This window comes from Microbacterium sp. p3-SID336, assembly GCF_025143365.1.
Classification (GTDB): Bacteria; Actinomycetota; Actinomycetes; order Actinomycetales; family Microbacteriaceae; genus Microbacterium.
Map to the genome: position 1 here is coordinate 38,375 of NZ_JALXPE010000009.1, position 23,784 is coordinate 62,158.

Annotated in this window: 25 protein-coding genes; 14 read left to right on the plus strand and 11 right to left on the minus strand. The window is 71.7% G+C overall.

Going from position 1 to position 23,784, the window contains the following annotated elements; all coding sequences use genetic code 11:
- Positions 1 to 17: 17 nt before the first annotated feature.
- From M3C17_RS04090 to M3C17_RS04110, 5 genes are all read left to right on the plus strand, one after another.
- Positions 18 to 314 carry a hypothetical protein gene (locus M3C17_RS04090; protein ID WP_259976370.1) on the plus strand — a complete coding sequence of 99 codons (297 nt, stop codon included), beginning with the start codon at positions 18 to 20 and terminating at the stop codon, positions 312 to 314.
- 50 nt (positions 315 to 364) lie between these two features.
- Positions 365 to 997, plus strand: coding sequence for a metal-dependent transcriptional regulator (locus M3C17_RS04095; RefSeq protein WP_259976371.1), 633 nt, complete (start codon positions 365 to 367; stop codon positions 995 to 997).
- Positions 998 to 1,132: 135 nt separating this feature from the next.
- Positions 1,133 to 1,942 carry an HAD-IIA family hydrolase gene (locus M3C17_RS04100; RefSeq protein WP_259976372.1) on the plus strand — a complete coding sequence of 270 codons (810 nt, stop codon included), beginning with the start codon at positions 1,133 to 1,135 and terminating at the stop codon, positions 1,940 to 1,942.
- Position 1,943: 1 nt separating this feature from the next.
- A complete protein-coding gene (locus M3C17_RS04105; RefSeq protein ID WP_259976373.1) occupies positions 1,944 to 2,513 on the plus strand; it encodes a YdeI family protein in 570 nt (189 codons plus the stop codon).
- Positions 2,510 to 2,671, plus strand: a complete 162-nt coding sequence (locus M3C17_RS04110; protein ID WP_259976374.1) for a hypothetical protein — start codon at positions 2,510 to 2,512, stop codon at positions 2,669 to 2,671. The genes M3C17_RS04105 and M3C17_RS04110 overlap by 4 nt, the downstream gene beginning before the upstream one ends.
- A gap of 29 nt (positions 2,672 to 2,700) precedes the next feature.
- Here M3C17_RS04110 and M3C17_RS04115 read toward each other — a convergent pair whose 3' ends face one another.
- The 7 genes from M3C17_RS04115 to M3C17_RS04145 form a co-directional block, all read right to left on the minus strand.
- Positions 2,701 to 4,332 carry an ABC transporter ATP-binding protein gene (locus tag M3C17_RS04115; RefSeq protein ID WP_259976376.1) on the minus strand — a complete coding sequence of 544 codons (1,632 nt, stop codon included), beginning with the start codon at positions 4,330 to 4,332 and terminating at the stop codon, positions 2,701 to 2,703.
- Positions 4,329 to 5,408 (minus strand): serine hydrolase, encoded by a 1,080-nt coding sequence (locus M3C17_RS04120; RefSeq protein ID WP_259976377.1) that lies wholly within the window; start codon positions 5,406 to 5,408, stop codon positions 4,329 to 4,331. The genes M3C17_RS04115 and M3C17_RS04120 overlap by 4 nt, the downstream gene beginning before the upstream one ends.
- A 22-nt stretch (positions 5,409 to 5,430) precedes the next feature.
- On the minus strand, positions 5,431 to 6,621 hold the full coding sequence (locus M3C17_RS04125) for an anhydro-N-acetylmuramic acid kinase (protein WP_259976378.1): 1,191 nt from the start codon (positions 6,619 to 6,621) through the stop codon (positions 5,431 to 5,433).
- A complete protein-coding gene (murQ, locus tag M3C17_RS04130) occupies positions 6,621 to 7,526 on the minus strand; it encodes an N-acetylmuramic acid 6-phosphate etherase (protein WP_259976379.1) in 906 nt (301 codons plus the stop codon). The genes M3C17_RS04125 and murQ overlap by 1 nt, the downstream gene beginning before the upstream one ends.
- Positions 7,523 to 8,410, minus strand: a complete 888-nt coding sequence (locus M3C17_RS04135; RefSeq protein WP_259976380.1) for an ABC transporter permease — start codon at positions 8,408 to 8,410, stop codon at positions 7,523 to 7,525. The genes murQ and M3C17_RS04135 overlap by 4 nt, the downstream gene beginning before the upstream one ends.
- On the minus strand, positions 8,407 to 9,378 hold the full coding sequence (locus tag M3C17_RS04140) for an ABC transporter permease (RefSeq protein ID WP_259976381.1): 972 nt from the start codon (positions 9,376 to 9,378) through the stop codon (positions 8,407 to 8,409). The genes M3C17_RS04135 and M3C17_RS04140 overlap by 4 nt, the downstream gene beginning before the upstream one ends.
- A gap of 65 nt (positions 9,379 to 9,443) precedes the next feature.
- Entirely contained in the window at positions 9,444 to 10,994 is a 1,551-nt protein-coding gene (locus M3C17_RS04145; protein ID WP_259976382.1) for an ABC transporter substrate-binding protein, read from the minus strand.
- 164 nt (positions 10,995 to 11,158) lie between these two features.
- Here M3C17_RS04145 and M3C17_RS04150 point away from each other — a divergent pair, with 164 nt between their 5' ends.
- From M3C17_RS04150 to M3C17_RS04165, 4 genes are all read left to right on the plus strand, one after another.
- Positions 11,159 to 12,061: a MurR/RpiR family transcriptional regulator gene (locus M3C17_RS04150; protein WP_259976383.1), complete on the plus strand. Its 903-nt coding sequence runs from the start codon at positions 11,159 to 11,161 to the stop codon at positions 12,059 to 12,061.
- The gene (locus tag M3C17_RS04155; protein ID WP_259976384.1) at positions 12,058 to 13,215 is read left to right on the plus strand and encodes a sugar MFS transporter; all 1,158 of its coding nucleotides are present in this window, start codon (positions 12,058 to 12,060) and stop codon (positions 13,213 to 13,215) included. The genes M3C17_RS04150 and M3C17_RS04155 overlap by 4 nt, the downstream gene beginning before the upstream one ends.
- Positions 13,216 to 13,335: 120 nt before the next feature.
- The gene (locus M3C17_RS04160) at positions 13,336 to 13,692 is read left to right on the plus strand and encodes an apolipoprotein A1/A4/E family protein (protein WP_259976385.1); all 357 of its coding nucleotides are present in this window, start codon (positions 13,336 to 13,338) and stop codon (positions 13,690 to 13,692) included.
- A 28-nt stretch (positions 13,693 to 13,720) separates the two neighbouring features.
- Entirely contained in the window at positions 13,721 to 13,990 is a 270-nt protein-coding gene (locus M3C17_RS04165; RefSeq protein WP_259976386.1) for a hypothetical protein, read from the plus strand.
- Positions 13,991 to 14,008: 18 nt separating this feature from the next.
- Here M3C17_RS04165 and M3C17_RS04170 read toward each other — a convergent pair whose 3' ends face one another.
- Together M3C17_RS04170 and pyrE are read right to left on the minus strand one after the other, a co-directional pair.
- Positions 14,009 to 14,911, minus strand: a complete 903-nt coding sequence (locus M3C17_RS04170) for an ROK family protein (protein ID WP_259976387.1) — start codon at positions 14,909 to 14,911, stop codon at positions 14,009 to 14,011.
- On the minus strand, positions 14,908 to 15,468 hold the full coding sequence (pyrE, locus tag M3C17_RS04175) for an orotate phosphoribosyltransferase (RefSeq protein ID WP_259976388.1): 561 nt from the start codon (positions 15,466 to 15,468) through the stop codon (positions 14,908 to 14,910). The genes M3C17_RS04170 and pyrE overlap by 4 nt, the downstream gene beginning before the upstream one ends.
- A gap of 74 nt (positions 15,469 to 15,542) precedes the next feature.
- Here pyrE and M3C17_RS04180 point away from each other — a divergent pair, with 74 nt between their 5' ends.
- Together M3C17_RS04180 and M3C17_RS04185 are read left to right on the plus strand one after the other, a co-directional pair.
- Positions 15,543 to 16,388 carry an exodeoxyribonuclease III gene (locus M3C17_RS04180; RefSeq protein WP_259976389.1) on the plus strand — a complete coding sequence of 282 codons (846 nt, stop codon included), beginning with the start codon at positions 15,543 to 15,545 and terminating at the stop codon, positions 16,386 to 16,388.
- Positions 16,389 to 16,410: 22 nt separating this feature from the next.
- Complete coding sequence (locus M3C17_RS04185; protein ID WP_259976390.1) at positions 16,411 to 17,226, plus strand: Cof-type HAD-IIB family hydrolase; 816 nt, start codon at positions 16,411 to 16,413, stop codon at positions 17,224 to 17,226.
- A gap of 121 nt (positions 17,227 to 17,347) precedes the next feature.
- Here the strand turns inward: M3C17_RS04185 and M3C17_RS04190 are convergent, their stop codons facing one another.
- Together M3C17_RS04190 and M3C17_RS04195 are read right to left on the minus strand one after the other, a co-directional pair.
- Positions 17,348 to 20,227, minus strand: a complete 2,880-nt coding sequence (locus M3C17_RS04190; protein WP_259976391.1) for a LamG-like jellyroll fold domain-containing protein — start codon at positions 20,225 to 20,227, stop codon at positions 17,348 to 17,350.
- Positions 20,228 to 20,346: 119 nt separating this feature from the next.
- The gene (locus tag M3C17_RS04195; RefSeq protein WP_259976392.1) at positions 20,347 to 20,985 is read right to left on the minus strand and encodes a dihydrofolate reductase family protein; all 639 of its coding nucleotides are present in this window, start codon (positions 20,983 to 20,985) and stop codon (positions 20,347 to 20,349) included.
- Positions 20,986 to 21,134: 149 nt separating this feature from the next.
- Here M3C17_RS04195 and M3C17_RS04200 point away from each other — a divergent pair, with 149 nt between their 5' ends.
- From M3C17_RS04200 to M3C17_RS04210, 3 genes are read left to right on the plus strand one after another with little or no spacing between them, the layout of a single operon-like run.
- Positions 21,135 to 22,388, plus strand: coding sequence for a sensor histidine kinase (locus M3C17_RS04200; RefSeq protein WP_259976393.1), 1,254 nt, complete (start codon positions 21,135 to 21,137; stop codon positions 22,386 to 22,388).
- Complete coding sequence (locus M3C17_RS04205) at positions 22,385 to 23,125, plus strand: response regulator transcription factor (protein WP_259976394.1); 741 nt, start codon at positions 22,385 to 22,387, stop codon at positions 23,123 to 23,125. Before M3C17_RS04200 ends, M3C17_RS04205 begins: the two co-directional genes overlap by 4 nt.
- On the plus strand, positions 23,122 to 23,784 hold the full coding sequence (locus M3C17_RS04210) for a bifunctional 2-polyprenyl-6-hydroxyphenol methylase/3-demethylubiquinol 3-O-methyltransferase UbiG (RefSeq protein ID WP_259976396.1): 663 nt from the start codon (positions 23,122 to 23,124) through the stop codon (positions 23,782 to 23,784). The genes M3C17_RS04205 and M3C17_RS04210 overlap by 4 nt, the downstream gene beginning before the upstream one ends.

Consider the following 23,784-nt stretch of genomic DNA (forward strand, 5'->3'; position numbering starts at 1 on the left):
CGGATAGGCTCGACAGCATGTCTGCCGACTCCCCCCGCCGCACCGTCCGCATCCTCACGTGGGCCGGCTTCGCGAGCGGCGTGATCGGCGGGCTGCTGATCGCGTTCCCGAAGGTCATCGGCCCGGCCAGCCCTTGGGTGCAACTGGCGCTCGGTGTCGCGACGCTCGTACTCGCCTTCCGCGCCCGCCGGCTCGGCATCGACAAGGTCGAGGGCTTCGACGGACGCCTCTCGCTCGCCGCCGCTCTGCTCGGCTTCCTGGTGCTGTTCTTCGCGGGCCGGGCGGCCGTGATCCTGCTGGACACCGCGACCTGATCGCCCTCCCTCGCCGCTGCACCACCGGCCCGAACGCGTAGGGTTGACGGGTGGCCTCCCCCGCAGCTGACGACTACCTGAAGACCGTCTACGCCCACACCGAATGGCAGGACGCCCCGATCACCCCGTCCGTGCTCGCCGCCAAGCTGGGCATCGCCCCCTCCTCGGTGACCGAGATGGTGAAGAAGCTCGCGGCCGCGGGACTCGTGTCGCACGTCCCCTACGGTGCGGTGCGGCTGACCGACGCCGGCACCGCACGCGCCCTGGCCATGGTGCGCCGCCACCGCCTCATCGAGACCTGGCTCGTGCAGGAGTTCGGCTACCGCTGGGACGAGGTGCACGACGAGGCCGAGGTGCTGGAGCACACCATCAGCGACCGACTGCTGGAGGGCATCGACGAGCGCCTCGGCCGCCCGCGGTTCGACCCCCACGGCGACGCGATCCCGGACGCGGACGGCCGCATCGACCGCGAGCCGTTCGTCCTGCTGGCAGACGCCGCGGAGGGTCACACCGGCCGCGTGCTCCGCGTCGACGACCGCGACCCCGAGCTGCTGCGCGCCCTGGAGGCGCAGGGCCTCACGGTCGGGTCGGAGATCACGGTGACCACCGCCGGGGTTGTGCTCGACGGGGTCGAGCGCCCGCTGCCCGATGGAGCCGCCGACGTCGTGTGGCTCAGCGCGTAGCGGCAGCACGCCGTACACAACTCAGGAGATCCGCGCGTGCGAGTCGCGTCTGCGGGGATTCCGGCCGTCTTCGGTGCACTTCTCCTGAGTTGTGAACGTCAGGTCCCGGAAACCTGCGGCCTCTAGGCTGAGCACATGGCACACCGCGACGACATCGAATGCTGGCTCACCGACATGGACGGCGTGCTGGTGCATGAGAACGACGCCATCCCCGGGGCCTCCGAGCTGCTCGCCGGATGGGAGAGCAACGACATCCCCTACCTGGTGCTGACGAACAACTCGATCTTCACCGCGCGCGACCTGTCGGCCCGGCTCCGCGCGAGCGGACTGGTGGTGCCGGAGGAGCGCATCTGGACCTCGGCCCTCGCGACCGCCGACTTCCTCGCCCAGCAGCTGCCCGGCGGCTCGGCGTTCGTGATCGGCGAGGCCGGCATCCTCACCGCCCTGCACGAAGCCGGCTTCATCATGACCGAGACGAACCCCGACTTCGTGGTCGTCGGCGAGACGCGCAACTACTCGTTCGAGGCGATCACCAAGGCGATCCGCCACATCATCAACGGCTCGCGCTTCATCGTCACCAACCCCGACGCGACAGGGCCGAGCGCCGACGGCGTGCTCCCCGCGACGGGGGCGATCGCCGCACTCATCACGAAGGCCACCGGCAAGGAGCCGTACGTCGTCGGCAAGCCCAACCCGATGATGTTCCGCTCCGCGCTGAACAAGATCGGCGCGCACTCGAAGAAGACGGGCATGATCGGCGACCGCATGGACACCGACATCGTGGCGGGCATCGAGGCGGGCCTGCACACGGTGCTCGTGATGACCGGCATCAGCTCCCGGCGGAGCATCGAGCAGTACCCGTTCCGTCCGGACGAGATCGTCGACTCGGTCGCCGATCTGCTGCCGACCATCACGGCGTCGATCCCGACCCTCGACGAGGACTGACATGGGCGCCCTCGACGACGGCGAGCGGATCACGGCGCAGGATGCCGCGGCCTGGCGCGCCTGGCTCGAGGAGAACCATGAGCGGGCCGCCGGCGTGTGGCTGCTGAGCGTCCGCGGGCGCGCCGCCACCGGTGTCGGCTATGAGGACGCGGTGCGACAGGCGCTGTGCTTCGGATGGATCGACGGCCCGGTGCGCAGGTTCGACGACGACACGAACGGACAGTGGTTCTCTCCGCGACGACCCGGCAGCGGATGGGCGGCGACGAACAAGGCGCGCCTCGCCGACCTGGAGGCGACGGGCCAGCTCGCGCCCGCGGGCATCCGGGCGATCGAGCTCGCTAAGGCGAACGGCTCCTGGACCCTGCTCGACGGGCCGGAGGCGGGCATCGAGCCGCCCGAGCTCACGGCGGCTCTGGACGCGAACCCGGCAGCGCGGGAGAACTGGGACGCGTTCCCGAAGTCGGTGAAGAAGCTCGGGCTCACGCACATCGCGATGGCCAGGCGCCCGGAGACCACGGCGGCGCGCATCGCCAAGATCGTCGCGGACGCGGCGGAGGGGAAGCGACCATGACCCAGAGCGACCTGCTGTTCCTCGTCCTGATCCTGATCACGCTCACGTCGCTGATCGTGTTCGTGGTGCAGTTCGTGCGCTCCCGCCGCGGCGGCTCCGACGACGGCAGGGCCGGCTGGTGGGAAGGTCCCTGGGACGAGGACGACCGCCGGCGCTGAAGCCGACGCCCGTCCCCCGAAACGGCTCCTCAGGAGGCCAGGGACGCTCCGGGGATCGCGGCCAGCAGCTCCCGCGTGTACGGGTGCTGCGGCGCGTCGAAGATGCGCTCGGGGGTCCCGCTCTCGACCACGACCCCGCGCTGCATCACGTGCACCTCGTCCGAGATCATGCGGACGACGGCGAGGTCGTGGCTGATGAACAGGTAGCTCAGGCCCAGGCGCTTCTGCAGGTCGGCGAGCAGGTCGAGGATCTGCGCCTGCACCAGGACGTCGAGCGCCGACACGGCCTCGTCCAGCACGACGAGCTCCGGCTCCAGTGCCAGGGCCCTCGCGATCGCCACGCGCTGCCGCTGGCCGCCGGAGAGCTCGTGCGGCAGCCGCTCGGCCATCGCGGCGGGGAGCGCGACCTGCTCCAGCAGCTCCAGGACCCGGGCGTGCCGTGAAGCCGTGGTGCCGATACGGTGCACGCGCAGCGGCTCGGCGATCGACTGCTCCACGGTGTACCGCGGGTCGAGCGAGGCGTACGGGTTCTGGAACACCGGCTGCACGCGGCGGCGCAGCGCGAACAGCTCCTTGCGGCGGAGGGACGTCAGGTCGAGGCCGTCGAAGAGGATGGAGCCCGAGGTCGCGTCCTCCAGCCCGAGCACCATGTTCGCAGTCGTGGACTTGCCCGACCCCGACTCCCCCACGATCGACACGGTCGTGCCGCGGCGGATCTCGAAGCTCACGCCGTCGACCGCCGTGAACGTCTGCGGCTCGCCCGCCTTGGCGCCCCGCAGCGGGAACTCCTTGCGCAGATCGCGGATCTCCACGAAGGGCACGGCATCGCTCGAGGTCGTGCGCTGCGGCAGGGCGTCACGACGCGAGGCGAGGCTCGGCGCGGCGGCCAGCAGCTGCTTCGTGTACTCGTGCTGCGGGTCGCCGAGCACCTGGGCGGACGTGCCCTCCTCGACCACGCGACCGCGGAACATGACCACGATCCGGTCGGCGCGCTCGGCCGCCAGCGCCAGGTCGTGCGTGATGAGGAAGACCGCTGTGCCCAGTTCGTCCGTGAGCTGGTCGAGCTGGTCGAGGATGCGGCGCTGCACCGTGACGTCGAGCGCCGAGGTGGGCTCGTCGGCGATGAGCAGCCGCGGCTTGCACGCCAGGCCCATCGCGATCAGCACGCGCTGTCGCATGCCGCCCGAGAACTCGTGCGGATACTGCTTCGCGCGCTGGGCGGCGTCGGGGATCCCCACCATCTCCAGCAGCTCGACCACCCGGGCCCTCGTGGCGTCGCCGCTCGTCTGGCCGTGCACCTCCAGCGCCTCGCCGATCTGCTCGCCCACGCGCATCAGCGGGTTGAGGTTCGACATCGGGTCCTGCGGGACGAGGCCGATGCCGGCGCCGCGCAGGGAGATCATCCGGCTCTCCGGCAGCGCCGTCAGGTCCTGCCCGTCGAAGCGGATCGTCCCGGCCGTGATGACGCCGTTCTCCGGCAGCAGGCGGTTGACGGCCGCGGCTGTCGTGGACTTGCCGGACCCCGACTCTCCGACGACGGCGACGGTCTCGCCTGCGGCGATGTCGATACTGACGTCGCGGACGGCGGTGACCAGCTCGGAGCCGGTCCGGAAGGCGACGGCGAGGCCGTCGATGCTCAGCACGGGCGCGGGGGTGCTCATGGGGTACTCGTTTCTGCGTCGTTCAGCAGGGAGGGCAGCGTCGTGCGCCACAGGGTCTCGGTCGGGGCGATCTCGGCCGCGAACAGCCGGGTGCTCAGCAGCACCGCGGCGATGCCGGCACCCGGGACGAACCCCAGCGCGCAGCCGGTGTAGCCGGGGTGCCACAGCATCCGCGTCGGCCGCCCGTGCACGGCGACCGTGTCGCTGCGCCAGCCCAGCGCCTGTCCGGCGTCCGGGCCGTCGCGGAACAACTCGGCCACCGCATCGGGGTGCCACAGGTCGGTGTGCTGCTCGGCATCGGCGAGCGCGGCGCCGAGGGTGAGCAGGTCGTCGGCCGTGCCGAACAGCCCGGCGTGGCCGGACACGCCGCCGAGCGCGTGGAAGCAGTTGCCGTCGTTCACGGCGCCGCTGATCTCCTGCTCCCGCCACGGGAAGTGCCGGCGCGCGGTGAGGACCGGGTACGGCTCGCCCGTGGCCACCATGCGGCGCTCGGCCGCATCGCCGATTCCGGAGGATGCCACGGGCGCGCCGACCGGACCGTAGCCGGTGTGGTCCAGGCCGAGCGGTGCGGTCACGAGCTCCCGCACGGCGGCGTCGAGCGAGAGCCCGGAGATGGCTTCGATGATGCGGCCGAGGAGCATGAACCCGAGGTCGGAGTAGTGCCGTCCCTCGTCGAGGCCGTAGCGCAGGGGCAGCGCGTCCGCCGCGGCGGCGGCATCGGTGTGCGTGCCGTCGAGGTACAGCGGCTGCCACTCCCAGAGCCCGGCGCGATGCAGCAGCAGGTGCCGCACGGTGGTGTCGGGCGCGCACGAGGTGTCGGGCACGAAGCGCGACACCGGGTCGTCGAACCTCAGGTCTCCGCGGCTCACCAGCCCCAGGATCGCCGTGGTGGTCCCGGCGACCTTCGACACCGAGGCCAGGTCGAACGCGGTGTCCCGCGTGACCGGGGTGCCCGCGAGGTCCGCAAGACCTCCGACCGCGACATCCCGTCCGGTGGGCGTGACCACTCCGGCGACCGCGGCACGGGGCGCCGCAGGCCCGGCGAGGACCGCCGCGACCGCGTCCGCCGCGCTCATGAGCTGCTCCCGCGTCGACCGGTCACGATGCCGCCGCCTCCGTGAGCATGAGCGAGTCGATCGCGGCGACCGGCTCCGGCATCTGCAGCGGGCCGGCACCGGGGGTGATCGTGCCGAGGATGCGCGGCTCGCGCGCGCCCGTCCCACCCGGAACGATCGCAGGCACCCCGTGCATGGTCGCCCAGCCGATGAGCGCCAGCAGGATGGCCTCCTTGCTGTCGGCCGGGGCGCCCAGCTCGTCCGCCAGCACGACCTCGGTCGCGGGGAGCGCCGCGCGCAGCCCGTCGAGGATCAGCGGGTTGCGGCAGCCGCCGCCCGACACCGCGAGGAATCCGATGCCCGCGGCCTCGACGTCGCGCGCGACCGTGCGCTCGGTGAGCTCGGTGAGGGTGCGCACGACGTCGGCGACCGGGATCTCGCGACCCTGAGCGGCCAGGTGCTCGTGCACGTAGGCCAGGTGGAAGTGCTCCTTGCCCGTGCTCTTGGGCGGGGTGAGCGCGTAATACGGGTCGGCGAGCAGGGCCGTCAGCAGCGCCTCGTCCACGCGGCCGGTGCGGGCGATCGCCGCGTCGTCGTCGTAGCCCAACGGATTCAGCCCGTGCTCCACGATCACCGCGTCGACCAGGGCGTTCGCGGGGCCGATGTCGTAGGCGACGAGTCCGTCCTGGCGCACGACGGTCATGTTCGAGATGCCGCCGAGGTTCAGCGCGGCGGACACACCGGCGCGGCCGCGCAGCAGCAGTTCGTCGAGGAACGACACGAGCGGAGCGCCGTGGCCGCCGACCGTGATGTCACGGATGCGGATGTCGGACACGACGGGAACCCCGACCTGCTCGGCGATCCACGCGGGCTGCCCGATTTGCAGGGTGCCGAGCGCGTGCGCGCCGTCGACCCAGTGGTAGACGGTCTGCCCGTGCGAGCACACCGCATCGACCCCGCCGACCGCGGACGCCAGATCCGCCGCGACCTGCGCGAACGCCTGGCCGATGAGGGTGTCCAGCTCCGCGACCTCGGCGAGCGTCGTCTGCGCCGGGGGCAGCGCCGCGATCAGCCGCGCCCGCAGCTCCGGAGCGTACGGCACGCTGGTGGCCGCGACGACGGTGCCGTGCAGGTCCACACCGTGATCGGTGAAGCCCCCGCGGGTGGCGAAGTCGACCACGGCCGCGTCGATCCCGTCGTGCGAGGTGCCGGAGATCAGTCCCAGGACGCGCATCAGTTCTCCTCCAGTGCGGTGCGCAGCCGGCCGGCGGCGGCGGCGAGTCGTGCGGTGGCCGCGGCGAGGTCGTCCCCGCGGCGGATCATGACGGACGCGACCTTCACGTCCCACGCGGCCTCTTCGAGCGCCGCCGTCGCGGTGTCCCGGTCGACCTCGGCGATGGTGCGCACCATCCGGATCGCCCGTTCGCGCAGCTTGTGGTTCGTGGCCTTCACGTCGACCATCAGGTTGCCGTAGGCCTTGCCGTTCCGGACCATCGCGATGGTGGAGAACATGTTGAGCACGAGCTTCTGCGCGGTCCCCGACTTCAGGCGGGTGGAACCGGACAGCACCTCGGGGCCGACCTCGACCTCGATGCCGTGCGCGGCGGCGGCGCTCAGCGGGGTGTCGGCGTTGCACGACAGCCCGACGGTCAGCGCGCCGCGCTCGCCCGCCTTCCGCACGGCCGCCACGACGTAGGGCGTGCGGCCGCTGGAGGCGATGCCGATCACGGTGTCGAGCGGGCCGATGTCGGCGGCGTCGATCGCGGCGGCGCCGGCCTCCGCGTCGTCCTCGGCGCCCTCGACCGGGTTGACGATGGCCCCGGGGCCGCCCGCCATGATCGCGAACACCAGCTCGGGCGGCGTGCTGAAGGTGGGCGGGCACTCGGACGCGTCGAGCACGCCGATGCGGCCGGGAGTGCCGGCACCGACGTAGACCAGCCGCCCGCCCTGGGCCATCCGCTCCGCGGCGGCTTCGATCGCGGGGACGATCTGCGGGAGCGCGCGCTGGACGGCGGCGGGCACCGTGGCGTCCGCGTCGTTCATGGTCTGCGCGAGCTCCGCCACGCTCATCTGATCGAGCCGGGCGTAGCGGGGGTCGCTCGCCTCGGTGGCCAGGGCGCCGAGATCCTCCGCGGTCATCGCTTTCCCCTGTTCCGCGGATCGAGGCTGTCCCGCAGTCCGTCGCCGAGCAGGTTGAGTCCCACGACGAGCAGCACCACGATCACGCCGGGCGCGATCATCGTCCAGGGCGCGATGGTCACGAGGGTGCGCGCCTCGAAGATCATGGAGCCGAGCGACGGTGCGGGCGGCGGAGTGCCCAGCCCGAGGAAGCTCAGCGACGCCTCGGTCAGCACCGCCCACGACAGCGACAGCGTGACCTGCACGATGATGATCGACGTGATGTTGGGCAGCACGTGCCGGAACATGGTGGCCATGCGCGCCTGACCGGTGCTCTTCGCGGCCTTGACGTACTCGACCTCGCGCAGCGACAGCACGGGCCCGCGGGTGACGCGGATGAAGATCGGCACGTACACGATCGCGATGGCGACCGCGATCGTGAACCAGTTGCGGTCGAAGACCGAGGCGAGCGACAGCGCGAGCAGCAGCGGCGGGAACGCGAAGAGCACGTTCGTCACAGCCGTGATCGCCCCGTCGGAGATGCCGCGGTAGAACCCGGCGATGAGGCCGCACACCGTGCCGACCACGGTCGCGAAGGCGACGGCGACGACGGAGATCAGGGCGGAGTTGGCGACGCCTGCGGCGACACGGGAGAAGACGTCGCGGCCGAACTGGTCGGTGCCGAACCAGTGCACGCCCGACGGCGGCTGCAGGCGCGACGGCGGGTCCTGCGCGAGCGGGTCGAACGGCAGCAGCCCGAACGCGGAGACGAGGCTGAGCACGCCGAGCAGGATCACGATGATGAGTCCCGCGAGCCCGCTGCGGCTGCGCAGCAGGAGACGCACGCGCTCCATGGTGCGCCCGCCGCCGGGGGCGAGGGCCGGGGTCTGAGAGATGTCGGTCATGCGGCACGCACCCGGGGGTCGATGACCCGGTACAGCAGGTCGGTGAGCAGGTTGACGATGACGAAGGCGAGCGCGATCACGAGGACGGTGCTCTGCACGAGCGCGTACTCCTTCTGCTGGATGCCGAGCAGCACCTGCCGTCCGATGCCGGGCAGCGAGAAGATCTGCTCCACCACCACGGCCCCGCCCAGCAGGTAGCCGAACTGGAGCCCGGTCATGGTGACGATCGGGACGAGCGCGTTGCCGAGCACGTGGCGCACCTGGAGGCGGCGCGGCGGCACGCCCTTCGCCTTCGCGGTGCGGATGAAGTCGTTCGCGCGGATCTCGAGCACGGCCGTGCGGGTCGTCCGCATGATGGGCGCGGCGATGCCGAAGCCCAGCACGATCGACGGCAGCAGCATCTGCTGCAGGTTCAGCAGCGGGTCGTCGAACAGCCGCGCGTACCCCTGGCCGTTGGGGTTGAAGCCGAGCGACTGGGCGAGGATCGCCAGCAGCGCGGTACCGAGCAGGAACGCGGGGATGGAGAGCCCGGCGAGCCCGACGACCTGGCCGACGCCGTCGCGGAAGGAGTCCGGCTTGGAGGCCGACAGCATGCCCAGCGGGATGCCGATCGCCAGCGCGATGAGGATCGACAGGATCGCGAGCTCGAACGTGACCGGCAGCGCGGCGGCGGTGAGCTCGAGCACGCTGGTCTGGGCGCGGGAGGAGAAGCCGAGGTTGCCGGTGAAGATGTTGCCCAGCCAGGAGAAGAACTGCACGAACAGCGGCTGGTCGAGGCCGTAGTAGGCCTCCAGCGCCTCGCGCTGAGCGGGCGTGAGCGCGGCGGCCTCGGTGCCGAGCCCGGAGCTGATCTGGTCGCCGGGGATGGCGCGCAGCATCAGGAAGACGAAGACGGCGACGCCGAAGAGGGTGCCGAGGGCTGCGAGGATGCGTCGCAGCACGCTGTTGCGGAGAAGCTGTCTGAACATGCCGGGGAGGGGTGCCTGTCGTCGGGGTCCGAGGGGGCGCGGAGCAGCCGCGCCCCCTCGATCCGCTACTTGATGGAGGTGGTGCGCAGGTACTGCAGCGAGCCGTTCGCCATCGGGGTGAAGCCGTCCACGCTCGTGGCCGTGGCGGTGTAGGTGTAGCTGGTGAACAGCCAGATCCACGCCGCGTTGTCCTCGAGGTTCTCCGAGATCTCGGCGTAGATCTTCTTGCGCTCGTCGGCGTCGGCGGTCTGGCGCCCCTCGGCGAACAGCGCGTCGAGCTCCGGCGAGGAGTAGCCCGCGACCTGGTTCAGGTTGCCGGTGCTCGTGAAGTAGCGGCCGTACATGCCGTCGGGGTCGGGACGACCGCCGTTCAGGGCTACCGCGGCGTCGAAGTCGGCGGCGATCCAGCGGTCGACGAAGGCTCCGGACTCGAGCACCTCGAGCTCCAGCGTGATGCCGGCGTCGGCGAGCTGCGCCTTGAGGTTCTGCGCCTCGTTGACGGAGGTGGCGTACTCGCCCTGCGACACGATCGTGTTGATGGTGACGCCGTCCTCCTTGCCTGCCTTCTTCAGGTACTCCTCGGCCTTGTCGAGGTCGCGCTCCGGGCACGGCCGGGCGTCGGGGTCCGACTTGTAGGCGGGAGAGGTGATCGGGCCGGTGACCTCGCCCTCGCCGAGCGCGGCGGTGTCGAGCACCTCCTGGCGGTCGATCGCGCACTGGATCGCGAGGCGCACGTTCACATCGGCCAGGTCGCCGCGCGTGGCGTTGAGCTGCAGCGCGTGATAGCTGAGCTGCGGGGTCGTGGCGACCTCGACGTTGGCGCCCTCGGCGGTCTGTGCGACCAGCGGGTCGTCGAACACGGCGAGCTGCACGTTGCCGGACTGCATGGCGGAGACGATGGACGACTCGTCGGGGATCACGCGGAACTCGACCGTGTCGAGCAGCGCGGTGTCGCCCCAGTACTCGTCGTTCTTGGCGAGCGTGAGCGACTGGCTGGGCGTGCGGTCCTCCAGGATGAAGGGGCCGGTGCCGTTCGGGGTGCCGTTCAGCGCCTCCTCGGTGTCGTCCGAGGACAGCATCGCCATGTTGATCACGGCGAGGTTCGCGGGCAGCGCGGCATCGGGCGCGCTGAGGGTGACGGTGACGGTCGTGGGGTCCGTGGCCTCGACGGCGGCGACCGATGCGAGGGAGCTGCGGGCGACGGCCGCGGTGGCCTCGGCGGCGATCGCGTCGAGGGAGTACTTCACGTCGGCGGAGTCGAACGCGCTGCCGTCCGCGAAGGTCACGCCCTCACGCAGGTGGAAGGTGACGGTCAGCCCGTCCTCCGAGACGTCCCACGACTCGGCGAGCCCTGGCACGACGTTCAGCTCCTCGTCGAACTCGGTCAGGGTCCCGTACAGGTTCTGCAGCACGTTCACGGCCTGGAACTGCGTGGCCTTCCACGGGAACAGGGTGTCCGGGTCGCTGGTGACGCCGATCACGAGGTCGCCGCCCGCGCTCGCGCCCTCGGAGGGCGAGGGGGTGGACGCCGGCGCGGAACACCCGGTGATGACGAGCGCCATCGCGACGCCCGCGGCGGAGAGAGCGCCGAATGACGCCCGCCGTACTGTGCTCATGCTGATTCCTCCTGGCTGGGGACCGCGTCGTCCTGGCTGGGCTGAGGCGATGCTGCCTGCGTCCCGCGAACATCCTCGGTCTGGGTTGGTACCAAAAGTACACGAATGGCGCTGTTGGTGTAACGGAAGTTCCTCTACTGTTATGAACACCGAACGGAGAAGACATGCCCCACGACGACGCCCGCGAGGATGCCGGCGCCCACCCCGTCCTCGTGCGCATGCGGGCGATCCGCCCCGAACTCCGACCGAGCGAGCAGCGCATCGCCGACCTGTTCCTCGCCGACCCGGCGGCCACCGCCGGACTCTCCGTCGCCGAGCTCGCGCAGCGCTGTGGCACCTCCACGACCTCGGTCGTCCGCTTCTGCAAGCGCCTCGGGTACGAGCATGTCCGCGAACTGCGCAACCACGTGCTGCGCGACGTCGAGCGGGAGACGTTCGACACCGCGGCGCTCCCCGCCGTGTCCGGCGACATCGACCGCGACGACACCCTCGCCGACATCGTCGCCAAGGTCTCGCTCGCGGAGACGCTGTCGCTCGCCGACACCGCGAAGGTGCTCGACACCGCCGCGCTCCGCGAGACCGTCGAGGCGATCACCTCGTCGACCCGCGTCGACATCTTCGGCGTGGGCGCGAGCTCGATCGTCGGACTCGACCTGCAGCGCAAGCTCACCCGCATCGGCCGCACCGCGCTGGACTGGTCGGATCCGCACGCCGCGTGGACCTCGGCTGCGACGCTCGGCCCCGGCAACGTCGCGATCGCCGTCTCGCACAGCGGCGCCACGACCGACACGATCGAGTTCCTGGTCCTCGCCAGAAGAGCCGGTGCGACCACGATCGCGATCACCAACCACGCCGGCGCCCCCCTCGCCGCGCAGGCCGACATCGTGCTGACCACCGCCGCCAGGGAGACCGGCTTCCGCTCCGGCGCGCTCGGCAGCCGCATCGCGCAGCTGATGGTCGTCGACTGCATCTTCATCGGCGTCGCCCAGTCGAACTACGACCGCTCGATGGAGGCGCTGCGCGACACCTACGCCGCCGTGCACCGCGTCCGCGCGAACGGATCATGATCGCAGGCGGCACCCGCACCCGCATCGGCCTGTTCGCGGCGTTCGGCGGACTCGGGGTGACCGCCGCCTTCGTGCCGGCACTGCTCCCCTCCGCCGAACGCGACCTGAGAGCCGACCTCAGCATCGCGGTGCCCGTGCTCTTCGCCGGGCTCCTCGTCGGCGTGCTCGCCTCCGGTCCCCTGCTCGCGCGGCGCCCTCCGCGGACGACCCTGCTGCTCGGCAGCACCCTCCAGGCGCTCGCACTCGTCACCACCGCGTGGACGGGTGAAGCGGCCGTGTTCGTGGCCGCGGCCGCCCTGGCCGGGCTCGGCTTCGGCCTCGTGGAGGCTGCGGGCTCGGTGGCGGCGAAGGCTGCGAGCACGGGCAGTGCCACCGGGCTGCTGAGCGCGCTCCTGGGGACGGTGGCCGTCTGTGCGGCGGCCACCCCGCTGCTGGTGGCGCTCGGCGCCGAGATGCGGCCGGTGCTCGCGCTGCTCTGCGCGGTGCCGCTGCTGACCGTGATGCTGCTCGCCGCCCCGGCGCCACGGACGACCCCGGCAGCGGCGGATGCGGCGGCGGTCGGACGCGACCCGCGGGCGCTCATCGCGCTGCTGCCCTTCGCGCTCGCGCTGCCGTTGTACGTCGGCGTGGAGACCGTGCTCTCCGGGTGGTCCGCCGTCATTCCGGAACGAGTGCTCGCGGTGGATCCTGCGGTCGCCGCACTCGGCACGTCCGCCTTCTGGGGCCTGATGGCGGTGGGTCGCTTCACCGCTGCAGCCCTGCACCGTGCGGCCCTGCCCCCGCTCGCGCTCCTGACCACGGGCACGGCCGGTGCCGCGGTGCTGATGGCGGTGGCCGGAGTGCTCGTGGCGTCGCACCCGGTGTGGGCGCTGGCCGCGCTCGGGCTCGTCGTCGTGCTGCTCGCACCGAGCTACGGCCTCATCCTCGGTCTGGCCCTGGATCGCCTCGACCCCGCGCGCAGCGCCGCGGCGGTGGGTGCGCTGGTCGCCTGTGGGGCGGTCGGCGGCACCTTCGTCCCCGCCCTGGTGCTGCTCCTGGGCAGGGACCCGGCGTCGAGCACGACCTTCCTGGTGGCGGCGGTGCTGTGCGCGTTCGTCCCGGTGCTGATGCTGGCCGTGTCGGGCTCCCGGCAGCGGGCCGAGACGACCGCCTGAGACCTCTCTCCTCCACGACCTCGGGCTCTGAGCGAGTCCCTCACAGATGCCGGAATTCCGGCAGCCTCGCCTCGGTCCGCGCCGTATCGTCGTTCCATACCCGCAGCAAGGAGCACCCGCATGTCGCCCGAGACCCTCACGATCGTGATCAGTGCGATCGGCATCGTGCTCACCCTCGGCACGAGCATGTTCGGCGGCCTCACCTGGGTGATCCACCGCATGGACGCCCGCATCGACGGCGTCACCGGCCGCATCGACAGCGTCGAGGAGAGACTCACCGCCCGCATCGACAGCGTCGAGGAGAAGCTCACCGCCCGCATCGACGGCGTCGAGGAGAAGCTCACGGCCCGCATCGACGGCGTCGAGGAGAAGCTCACGGCCCGCATCGACGCGGTCGCCGCCGACGTCACAGACCTCAAGATCGCGGTCGCCCGCCTCGAAGGTCCGCCCCGTCACCTCATCACCGCCACCCGCTGACACCGCCCCAGACCGGAGGAACAGCCGCATGTCGCCCGAGACCCTCACGACCGTGATCAGTGCGATCGGCATCGTGCTCACCCTCGGCACGAGCATGTTCGGCGGCCTCACCTGGGTGATCCACCGCATGGACGCCCGCATCGACGGCGTCGAGGAGAAGCTCACCGCCCGCATCGACGGCGTCGAAGAGAAGCTCACCGCCCGCATCGACGCGGTCGCGGCCGACGTCACAGACCTCAAGATCGCGGTCGCCCGCCTCGAAGGTCCGCCCCGTCGCCTTCTCATGACGGCGCGCTGAGCCGCGCCGCCCGGCCGACTAACGCAGGACGAGCGCGGCGGCACCGATGAGCGGCCCCTCGTCGCCCAGGCCCGAGCGGACGACTCTGGTGCGACGCGAATACGGGTGCACGGCGCTGGCGGTGAGCGCCTGCTGCACGAGGTCGATGTAGTCGGCGGAGACCCGGGAGAACCCGCCGCCGATCGCGACCACGTCGAGGTCGACCAGCGTCGCGGCGTCGGCGAGCGCTTCGCCCACCGCGCGGGCGGAGCGCTCGATCGCGGCCCGTGCCGTCGCGTCGCCCGCGGCGGCGTCGCGCGCCAGATCCTCGCCGGTCGCACCGCCCCAGCCCTGCTGCTGCGCCCACGCGGCGCTCGCGGGCCCTGCGGCGATCTCCTCCAGCGTGAGCCCTCCCTCGCGACGCACCTGACCGAGGTGCCCCGCGTTCCCGGTGGCGCCGGAGATGTAGGCGCCGTTCACGACGAAGCCACCGCCGACGCCGGTCGACACGACGATCGACAGCGAAGCACCCGCATCCTGGGTGGCGCCGAGCCAGGACTCGGCGAGCGCCAGCGCACCGCCGTCGTGGCCGAGCACGGTGGGCAACTCGCTCCCGAGCACGGCCGCCGTGGCGGTGCGGACCGCGGCAGCGAGGCCGAAGCCGTGCGCGCGCGGCATGTTCACGGGCATGATCGTGCCGGCCCCGCGGTCCACCGGCCCGGCGCTGCCGATCCCGGCGCCGACGAGGGCGGCACCGGAGGGAAGCGCGGCGAGCGCATGACGCACGATCGCGTCGACGGCTGCGTCCAAAGTCGCCGCCGTCGCCTCACGTCCCGTGGCCTGGCGGCTGCGACTGCCGGGAACGAGCGTGCCGTCCTCGGCGACGAGCGCGGCCTCCATCTTCGTGCCGCCCACGTCGACGGCGAGTGCGTGGCGCATCACTGCGGGTCGAGCCCGAGGTCGTCGAGGTCGAAGGCAGCGCGCCACTCCAGGCCCTCGGCCTCGATGGCCGCCTGCGCGCCGGTCTTGCGGTCCACGATCACGGCGACCGCCACGACTTCAGCGCCCTCCTTGCGCAGCGCCTCGACGGCCTTGAGTGCAGACTGGCCCGTGGTCGAGGTGTCCTCCAGCACGACCACGCGCTTGCCCTTCACATCGGCGCCCTCGATCTGGCGGCCGCGGCCGTGGTCCTTCGGCTCCTTGCGCACGACGAACGCGTCGAGCGGGCGATCGGTGGCAACCGAGGCGTGCAGCACCGCGTTCGCGATGGGGTCGGCGCCGAGCGTCAGGCCGCCGACCGCCGCCACGTCGAGGTCGGCGATGAGGTCGAGCATGACCCGGCCGATCGCGGGGGCGGCGCGGTGGTCGAGCGTGAGTTTGCGCATGTCGACGTAGTACGTGGCCTGCTTGCCGCTGGAGAGCGTGAAGTCGCCGTGGAACACCGCCTCGTCCGTGATGAGGTCGAGGAGGGTCTGGCGGTCTGCGTCGAGTGCGGTCACGGCATCCAGTGTAGAAGGCCGGAGCACGCACCCCAGGGCCGTTCGGTGTCGGAGGCCGCAACTAGGCTGGAGACATGCGCTTGGCCACCTGGAACGTCAACTCCATCCGCACCCGCGTCGCCCGCACCGTCGAGTTCGCCGTGCGCGAAGACGTCGATGTGCTCGCGATGCAGGAGGTGAAGTGCAAGCCGGAGCAGTTCCCCTACGGGCCCTTCGAAGAGGCCGGGTATCACGTGGAGGTGCACGGCCTGAATCAGTGGAACGGCGTCGCCATCGCCAGCCGGCTGCCGATCACGGACGTGCGCACGGCGTTCGACGGGATGCCGGGCTTCGCGAAGGGTCACGAGGGTCCGGACGCCCCGCAGGAGGCTCGTGCCCTCGGCGTCATGGTCGACGGTGTGCGCGTGTGGAGCCTGTACGTGCCCAACGGCCGCTCTCTGGACGACCCGCACTACGTCTACAAGCTGCACTGGCTCGAGCAGCTCAAGCGCTCCACGGCGGCCGAGCTGTCGGCGAACCCGGAGCTGCCGCTCGCCCTCGTCGGCGACTTCAACATCATCCCGTTCGATCACGACAACGGCGACCCCGACATCGTGGTCGGGCGCTCGACCCACGTCTCCCCCGCCGAGCGCGATGCGTTCTTCGCACTCGCCGATGCGGGTGTGACCGATGTGGTGCGGCCGCTGCTGCCCGAGGGCTACACGTACTGGGACTACCAGCGGCTGAAGTTCCCGCGCAACGAAGGCATCCGCATCGACTTCATCCTCGGCTCGAAGACGCTGGCCGATGCCGTGACCGGCGCCTCGATCCACCGCAACGAGCGCAAGGGCGAGCAGCCGAGCGACCACGTGCCCGTGGTGGTGGATCTCGATTTCGGCGGCGCCGACGCCGACGACGACCTGCCGATGATCTTCTCCTGACCGTCCCACCGAGGAGGGCACCGTGGCGCTGCGCCTGATCGCGACCGATCTCGACGGCACGCTGCTCGACCCCTCGTCCTCCGTGACCCCGCGCACCCGCGCCGCCCTCGACGCGGCGCGAGCGTGCGGCATCGCGGTCGTCCCCGTGACGGCCCGTCAGCCCATCGGTCTGCGCGTGATCGCCGCGGACGCCGGCTTCGACGGGTGGGCGCTATGCGGCAACGGCGCCTACGCGACGCATCTCACCGACGAACGGACGCTGTTCGCCGAGGAGCTGCCACCGGACACCCTGCGCACCCTCGCCGACGCGCTGCGCGCCAGCATTCCCGACCTGCTCTTCGCCAGCGTGCGGGAGGGCGGCGAGACCTTCGTCGCTCAGCACGGCTATGCGGCGATCGCGCAGCTCTCCGACCACAAGCGCGACCCCGCGACCATGGGCGGCGTGCCGCTGGCGCAGGTCCTCGCAGCCCCCACACTGAAGCTCGTGATCCGGCATCCGGAGCTCGCCCCCGCCGCCCTGTTCGAGACGCTGCGCTCGCTGGGCCTCACGGGCTTCGAGGCCACCCTGTCGGGTGCGCCGTTCGTGGAGGTCATGGCCGAGGGGGTCACGAAAGCCACCGGTCTCGCCCGGCTCTGCACGCACCTGGGTATCGACCGCACCGAGGTCGTGGCCTTCGGCGATGCGCTGAACGACGTCGAGATGCTGCGCTGGGCGGGCCGCGGCGTGGCGATGGCGCACGCCGATGCGGTCGTGCAGGAGGCGGCCGACGAGGTCACCGCGAGCAACGCCGAGGACGGCGTCGCACGGGTGATCGAGCGCCTGCTGGCCACCGCCTAGTCCCTGGCGCTCACCAGCGCAGGGGCCGCACGACCGCCGGCGCGGCGGCGCGGGCCCGACGCGAGCCGCACACCGACGCCGCCCGCTCGGTGGGGAGAGGGCGGCGTCGGTGCGCCACCGCTCAGTCGGTGAACGGGAGCTCGAACGCCGCGAGCCGGGCGAGCTGTGCGTGGTCGACGACCCCCGGCACGACGACCGGGTTGGCGATCAACCCCTCGAATCGTCCGGTCATCGGAGCCGGACCGAAGATGAGCGGCCCGCGCGCCGACCGGTCCCCCGTGCCGAGAACGTGCCCGTTGGACGCCACGGGGGTGATGGAGTTCCCGACGTGGAGGCGCAGCTGCTGGTTGACCGCGTCCCAGACGCCGGTGATCAGCTGCCAGTGACCCGGATCCACCGCACCGCCGGTGGCGCAGTTGCTGGTGCGATCGGTGCTGGCCGAGTTCACGGACAGAGCCCCGAGGCAGAACGCGTACGCTCCCTGCGGCGTCACCTGCAGCTGCATGGAACCCGAGTCGCCGCCGCCCTGCATGGCGATCTTCTGCATGGCGGCGGGGGTGCCGTAGCCCATGACCCACAGGCTGAACGTGAAGCTCCGAGACGCGTCGACCGGGGCGGACCAGGTGTGGATCTCCTCGGCGGTGCCGCCCGCCGTGTCGAGCACGGGGCTCTCCACCGGGTGGTCGGGCAGCTCCGTGGTCGTCGTGGAGCTGAACTCGGGGATGACGAGCTCGAGCGCGTTCGCGCCGATCCACGGGTTCGAGTCCGGGATCGCCGACGGAAGCGGGGACGTCAGCGCCGTGGTCTGCCAGGCGTGCCCGGCGTCCAGGTTCGCGGAGGTCGCCGGCGTGCCGACATCGCCGTCGGGGTAGAGCGGAATCCCCGCCGGCGGGGACTGGTTGCCCGCCTTGTCGTAGGCGGAGATCCAGAGCGTGGACAGCGCGTTCGTCGGGGCGACCGTGAGCGTCGTCGGCCCCGTCGCGGCCGCGCAGGCCCAGCGCACGCTGTTGGTCACGGTGGTCGCGCAGTTCGGCAGCGCCGCGGTCAGCGACACCGTGCCGTCGACCGGCACCGGTGGGGCGGGCGCGGTGAGCTGCACGGGATCGATCCAGTACACGTACCCGGCGATGCCGCTCTCGCCGGTGACGGAGAGGGGCAGGCCCTGACCGACGACGAAGGACGCTCCCGCGGCGACGGTCGCGGTGGGTGCGGCGGGCTTGGTCGTGTCGACCGTGAAGTAGCACCACGCGCTGTAGCTCGCACCATCGTGAGTGGCGTCTTTTCCGCGCGCTCTCCACGCGTAGGTCGTGCCGTCCGCGAGGTCGGTGAAGGTGGCGGATTTCACCCCGCCCGCCGCGAGGCCGGTCCAGCGGGTCTGGATCGTGGTGGAGAGACTGCTCGCCTTGGCGAGGGAGAAGTTCGTGCCGACGTTCCCGCCGTCCGGGTCCGTCTGGGTCACGGCGACGGTCACGTTCTTCTGACCGAGCACGGCCGGCGCGGATGCCGTCCCGCAGGTGCGCGACGGCGAGGTGAACACCGGCTTCGTCGGCGTGTTCGGCCGGGTGTTGTACGACACGATGAGCGTCGCCGCACGGCTGTAGTGACGACGGGACGGCAGGTTCGGGTCCGTGTAGGTGAAGGCGAACTGGATCGTGGAGGCGCCGGCCTTGGCCTGCACGCCGGAGGTGACGTTCCATCCCACGGCCAGGGGGGCGGATCCGTACCCCGGCCCGTACCACGGGGCCTGCAGCGGAGCGCTCCAGCCCCCCGTGCCCGCCGCGTTCCACGACTGCTCCTGCGCCCACGTGAAGCCCGCGGGCTTGATGCCGTAGGTGTGCACCTGGATGGCGCCGTTGCCGGACGAGGCGACGGCGAGCTGCGTCGTGTTGAGCCGCGCGTTCGTGATGACCTTTCCCGCCAGCGCCCCGATCGGGAACTGGAAGAACATGTCGGAACGGTACTGCTGGTAGATGCCGACCCGCAGCACGTCGGATGCCCCGGCCGCCAGGTACGACTGGTTCGGGTACGCGGCGTCGGTGTACCAGGACGCCGTGATGCCGGAGGACCAGTCGGGGTCGACGAAGATCGGGTAGGTCACGTCGCCGTCGCGCTTCTCGTGGGTCTCCACGGAGGCGCCGACGTCCATGAGCACGCGGTCCGCCTCGACGTCGTGGGCGACCGGCAGCGGCGGCGCTTCCCCACCCGGCTCCCGGTAGGTGCCGCCTTCGGAGGAGTCCCACCAGAGGGGCTGTCCCGCCACGATCTGCGCGTCGTCACCGGCGTCCGCCCGGACGGTGCCCGTGGAATCGGTGCGCAGCGTCGCATCCTCGATCACGACGTGGAGGTCTTCCAGCCGCGTCGACTCCGCCGCCTTCTCGCTCTTGACCACGTAGATGGACGCCTGCCCCGTCTTGGTCGCGACCATCTTGAGGTCGACGTCGGGAAGCACGTTCCGGTAGGTCGCGGTGTCGCCCTCGACGGTGGGCGCAGGGAGGGTGCCGTACGGCCAGGTCTCGGTGATCCACTCCCCCGACTCCGTCTGCACCTGCGCGAGCTGATCGCTGCCGCCCGGGGAGAACCGTACCGGTGCCGCGGAGGCTGCCGGCTGCAACCAGCCGTCGACCGCGACGAGGGTCGTGTCGACGGGCACCCAGGCACCGTCCTGCTCGACACGGACGGGCACGCTGGACGCCTCGTACTGCATGGTGCCGTCCGGCAGGGCGAGGGTCTGCTCGGTCGGCGTGGTCATGCCGTCCACCACGACGGCCTCTCCTGTCGCCGTAGCGGTCGCGATCGCCTGCGATACGGCGGCCTGCTGCAGGGCGCGGTAGGAGGTCGGCGTGGAGCTCTTGCCGATCGCGGAGCCGACGGCGGGGGCGGCGACAGCTGCTCCTCCCCCTCCGAAGACGACGGCGATCACGGCGACAGAGGCGATCAGGCCACGGGTGGCGCGCCGGGAGGCGGCGCGACGGAAGGAGGAGGTGTCGGGGAGGTGCGTCACAGTCGAAAGCTAGGGGCTCCGCGAACGACGGCGCTATCGCGATCCGGGCCGAAAACCCGAATGTCAGGAATTCGCGGCTCGTGCAATAGGAGGGGTACGGATGCGGCCGCCCTCCCCCGTCACACGCCGAACGTGCCGACCTCCGGGGTCCGCTCGGTCCGCGCATAGCGGAGCAGCAGGACCCCCGCCTCGTCCACGACCGGCGGTTCCCGCAGCCGCAGCACGGCCGGCAGAGCGCCGTCGTCGAACACCTTCTTGCCGCGTCCGAGCAGCAGTGGGTAGATCCAGAGGTTGAGCTCGTCGAACAGTCCTTCCGCGAGCAGGGTGTGCACGAAGTCGATGCTGCCGATCACGTGAACCTCGCGGTGTGCCGCCCGCAGCGCCGCGATCTCGGCGGCAAGGTCGTCGCCCACCCGCGAGCTGCCCTGCCATTCGAGCGTGAGGTCCGGGTTCCGCGACGCCACGTACTTCGGCACCGCGTCGAAGAGCCGCCCGATGTGCCCCTCCTCGCCGTCCGTGTGGTGCGGCCAGTATGAGGCGAAGATGTCGTAGGTGCGGCGGCCGAGCAGCAGCGCGTCGAGGCCGCGCATACCCTCGTCGACCTCGGCGCCCATGCCGGGGGACGGGTAGCCGGCCTGCCACCCGCTGAAGCGGAATCCGCCGGACGTGTCTTCGTCCACGCCGCCCGGCCCTTGGGCCACTCCGTCGAGGGTGCTGAACAGGTCGATCAGGATGCGGCCGGGTGCGTCTTCGCTCATGTCACTTCTCCCTGCGGACGGGACCGCGCGACGGATGCCGCTGTCCCCTTCACGCCATGCTCGCAAAGTCGAGCCCGCTTGTCAGCAGCCGCGTCCGCTCCGTCTGACGGGGGATGCGACCGTGCGGAGCGCCGCCCTACGGTGGGGGGATGCCCTTCACCCGCACGCCCACCGAGCGCGACCGCCGCGGCGATCTCCTGCTGGCGCTCGTGCTGTTCGTCGGGGCGATCCTCAGCGCCGCACTCTCCTCCATCGCCCAGGTCTACGGGGACGAGCAGGCCCCGCTCTGGACGGCCCTCGTGTATGCGGCCGTGGTCGCGGCTCCGCTCGCGTTCCGTCGCCGCTGGCCCGGCGCCGTCGCCGTGATCGTCTCCCTCGCCTACTTCGCCGCGGTGACCGTCCGGGTACCGGAGATCTACGTCGGGAACATCGCGATGTTCATCGCCCTGTACACCGTCGGCGCGTGGATGAGCGACCGGAGGCGTGCACTCATCGTCCGCGTCGCCATCATCATCGGCATGTTCGTGTGGCTGATCATCACGATGTACCGCGATGCGATCAGCGAGGCGGACAAGGCCGAGGTCGTCGCCGGGGCCATGTCCCCGTACGTCGCGTTCATGCTGATCCAGGTGCTGCTCAACGCGCTGTACTTCGGCGGCGCATACTACTTCGGCGAGCGGTCGTGGATGGCGGCGGAGCAGCGCGCGGTGCTGGAGCAGCGCACGGAGGAGCTGGTGCGCGAGCGGGAGGTCACGGCCGCGCAGGCCGTCGCCCTCGACCGGGTGCGCATCGCCAGGGAGCTGCACGACGTGGTCGCCCACCACGTCTCCGTGATGGGGGTGCAGGCGGGCGCCGCGCGGCTCGTGCTCGACAGCGACCCCGCCCAGACGGCACGGCTCCTGTCGGGCATCGAGGCCTCGGCCCGCGACGCGATCCATGAGCTGCGGCAGCTGCTGGAGACGCTGCGAGACCCGGGCGGGGAGACCGCCGACGGCGCGTCCACGCTCGACCTCGATGACATCGCCGCGCTCGCGGAGGCCTCGAACGACGCGGGTCTCCCCACGGCGTACACCGTCGTCGGCGAGCCGGTCGCCGTGCCTTCTCTCGTGGCCGTGAACCTCTACCGCATCGCGCAGGAGTCGCTCACGAACGCCCGCCGGCACGCGGGCCCAGGCGCGACGGCCGACGTGCGCGTCCGCTACGACGAGGACGGCGTCGAGGTGGAGGTCGTCAACACGGGCCGGGCGATCGCGCAGCTGCGGCCCGGGCTCGGTCAGCTCGGCATGCGGGAGCGGGCGGCGGCCTCGGGCGGGACGCTGGAGGTGGCGGCGCGTCCGTCCGGCGGAGTGCGGGTTCGCGCGCGCGTGCCGCTGGTCGCCGCGGAGGCAGGGGCGACACGATGAGCGAGCCCACGATCCGCGTGCTCCTCGTCGACGATCATGCGCTGCTGCGGGCGGGGTTCCGCACGATCCTGGACACGCAGCCCGACATCACCGTGGTCGGAGAGGCGTCGTCCGGCGCGGAGGCGGTGGCGCAGGCGAGCGCGCTGCGCCCCGACGTGATCACGATGGACGTGCAGATGCCCGACATGGACGGCATCGAGGCCACGCGTCGCATCGTGGCCGACCCGGAGGTGGGCGCCGCGATCGCCATCGTCACGACCTTCGATCACGACGACTACCTCTACCGAGCGCTGGAGGCGGGCGCGAGCGGCTTCCTCCTGAAGAACGCCGGCGCCGAGGACCTCATCTCCGCGGTGCGAGCCCTCGCCGCGGGGGACGGGATGCTGGCGCCCGAGGTCACGCGCCGGGTGCTGGCACGATTCGCGGGCGGCCCTGGTGCGACCGGATCGCACCCGACGGGACGCTCGCCGATGCCCTCGCCTGCTCCCGAGGCCCCGCGTTCCCGTGACGTTCCGGCAGCTCCGCCCACCACTCCCGCCCTGCTCGAACCGCTCACCGACCGCGAGGCCGAGGTGCTGACCCTGCTCGCGGATGCGCGCAGCAACGCCGAGATCGCCCGCGCGCTGTTCATCGGCGAGGCCACCGTGAAGACGCACGTCTCCCGGGTGCTGCAGAAGCTCGGCGCGCGCGACCGGGTGCAGGCCGTGGTGCTCGCGCACCGCCTTGGCCTCGCATGAGCGACGTGCCGGACGCCGGGGTGGACCGCGGCGCGTACTGGAACCACAACACCGCCTACCACCCCTGGATCCTGCGCATCGCCGCCCGGGGTTCGACCGAGGATGCGCTCGACGTCGGCTGCGGCGAGGGACTCCTCGTGCAGCGCCTCGCGCCGCTGTTCACCACGGTGACCGGCATCGACCCCGACCCGGCCGCCATCGCCCGCGCTCAGGACCGTCTGCGCGGGGCTCACCGAGCGAAGGTGGCGCTGTCGTCGTTCGCCGACTTCGACGCGGCGGACCGCCGCTTCGACCTGATCACCTTCGTCGCCACGCTGCACCACATGGACCTGCGCCCGACGCTCGCGAAGACCGCACGGCTGCTGCGCCCCGGCGGGACGCTCGCGGTTGTCGGGCTGGCCGCGAACAGGTCCGCGGGCGACTGGATCCTCTCCGCCCTGGCCGTGCCGTGGGTCCGGCTGGGCTCGGCGCTGCATCGCGAGTCGCGCGACATCGGTGTGGCCACTGCCGCTCCCCGCGAGAGCCTCGCCGAGATCCGCACGACCGCGGAGACGGTGCTGCCCGGGGTGCGTGTGCGCCGGGGGCTGTACTACCGCTACTTGCTGTCCTGGACGAAGCCTGCTGTTCTGGGGGACGCCGCGGGGCGCGATAGCCTCTGA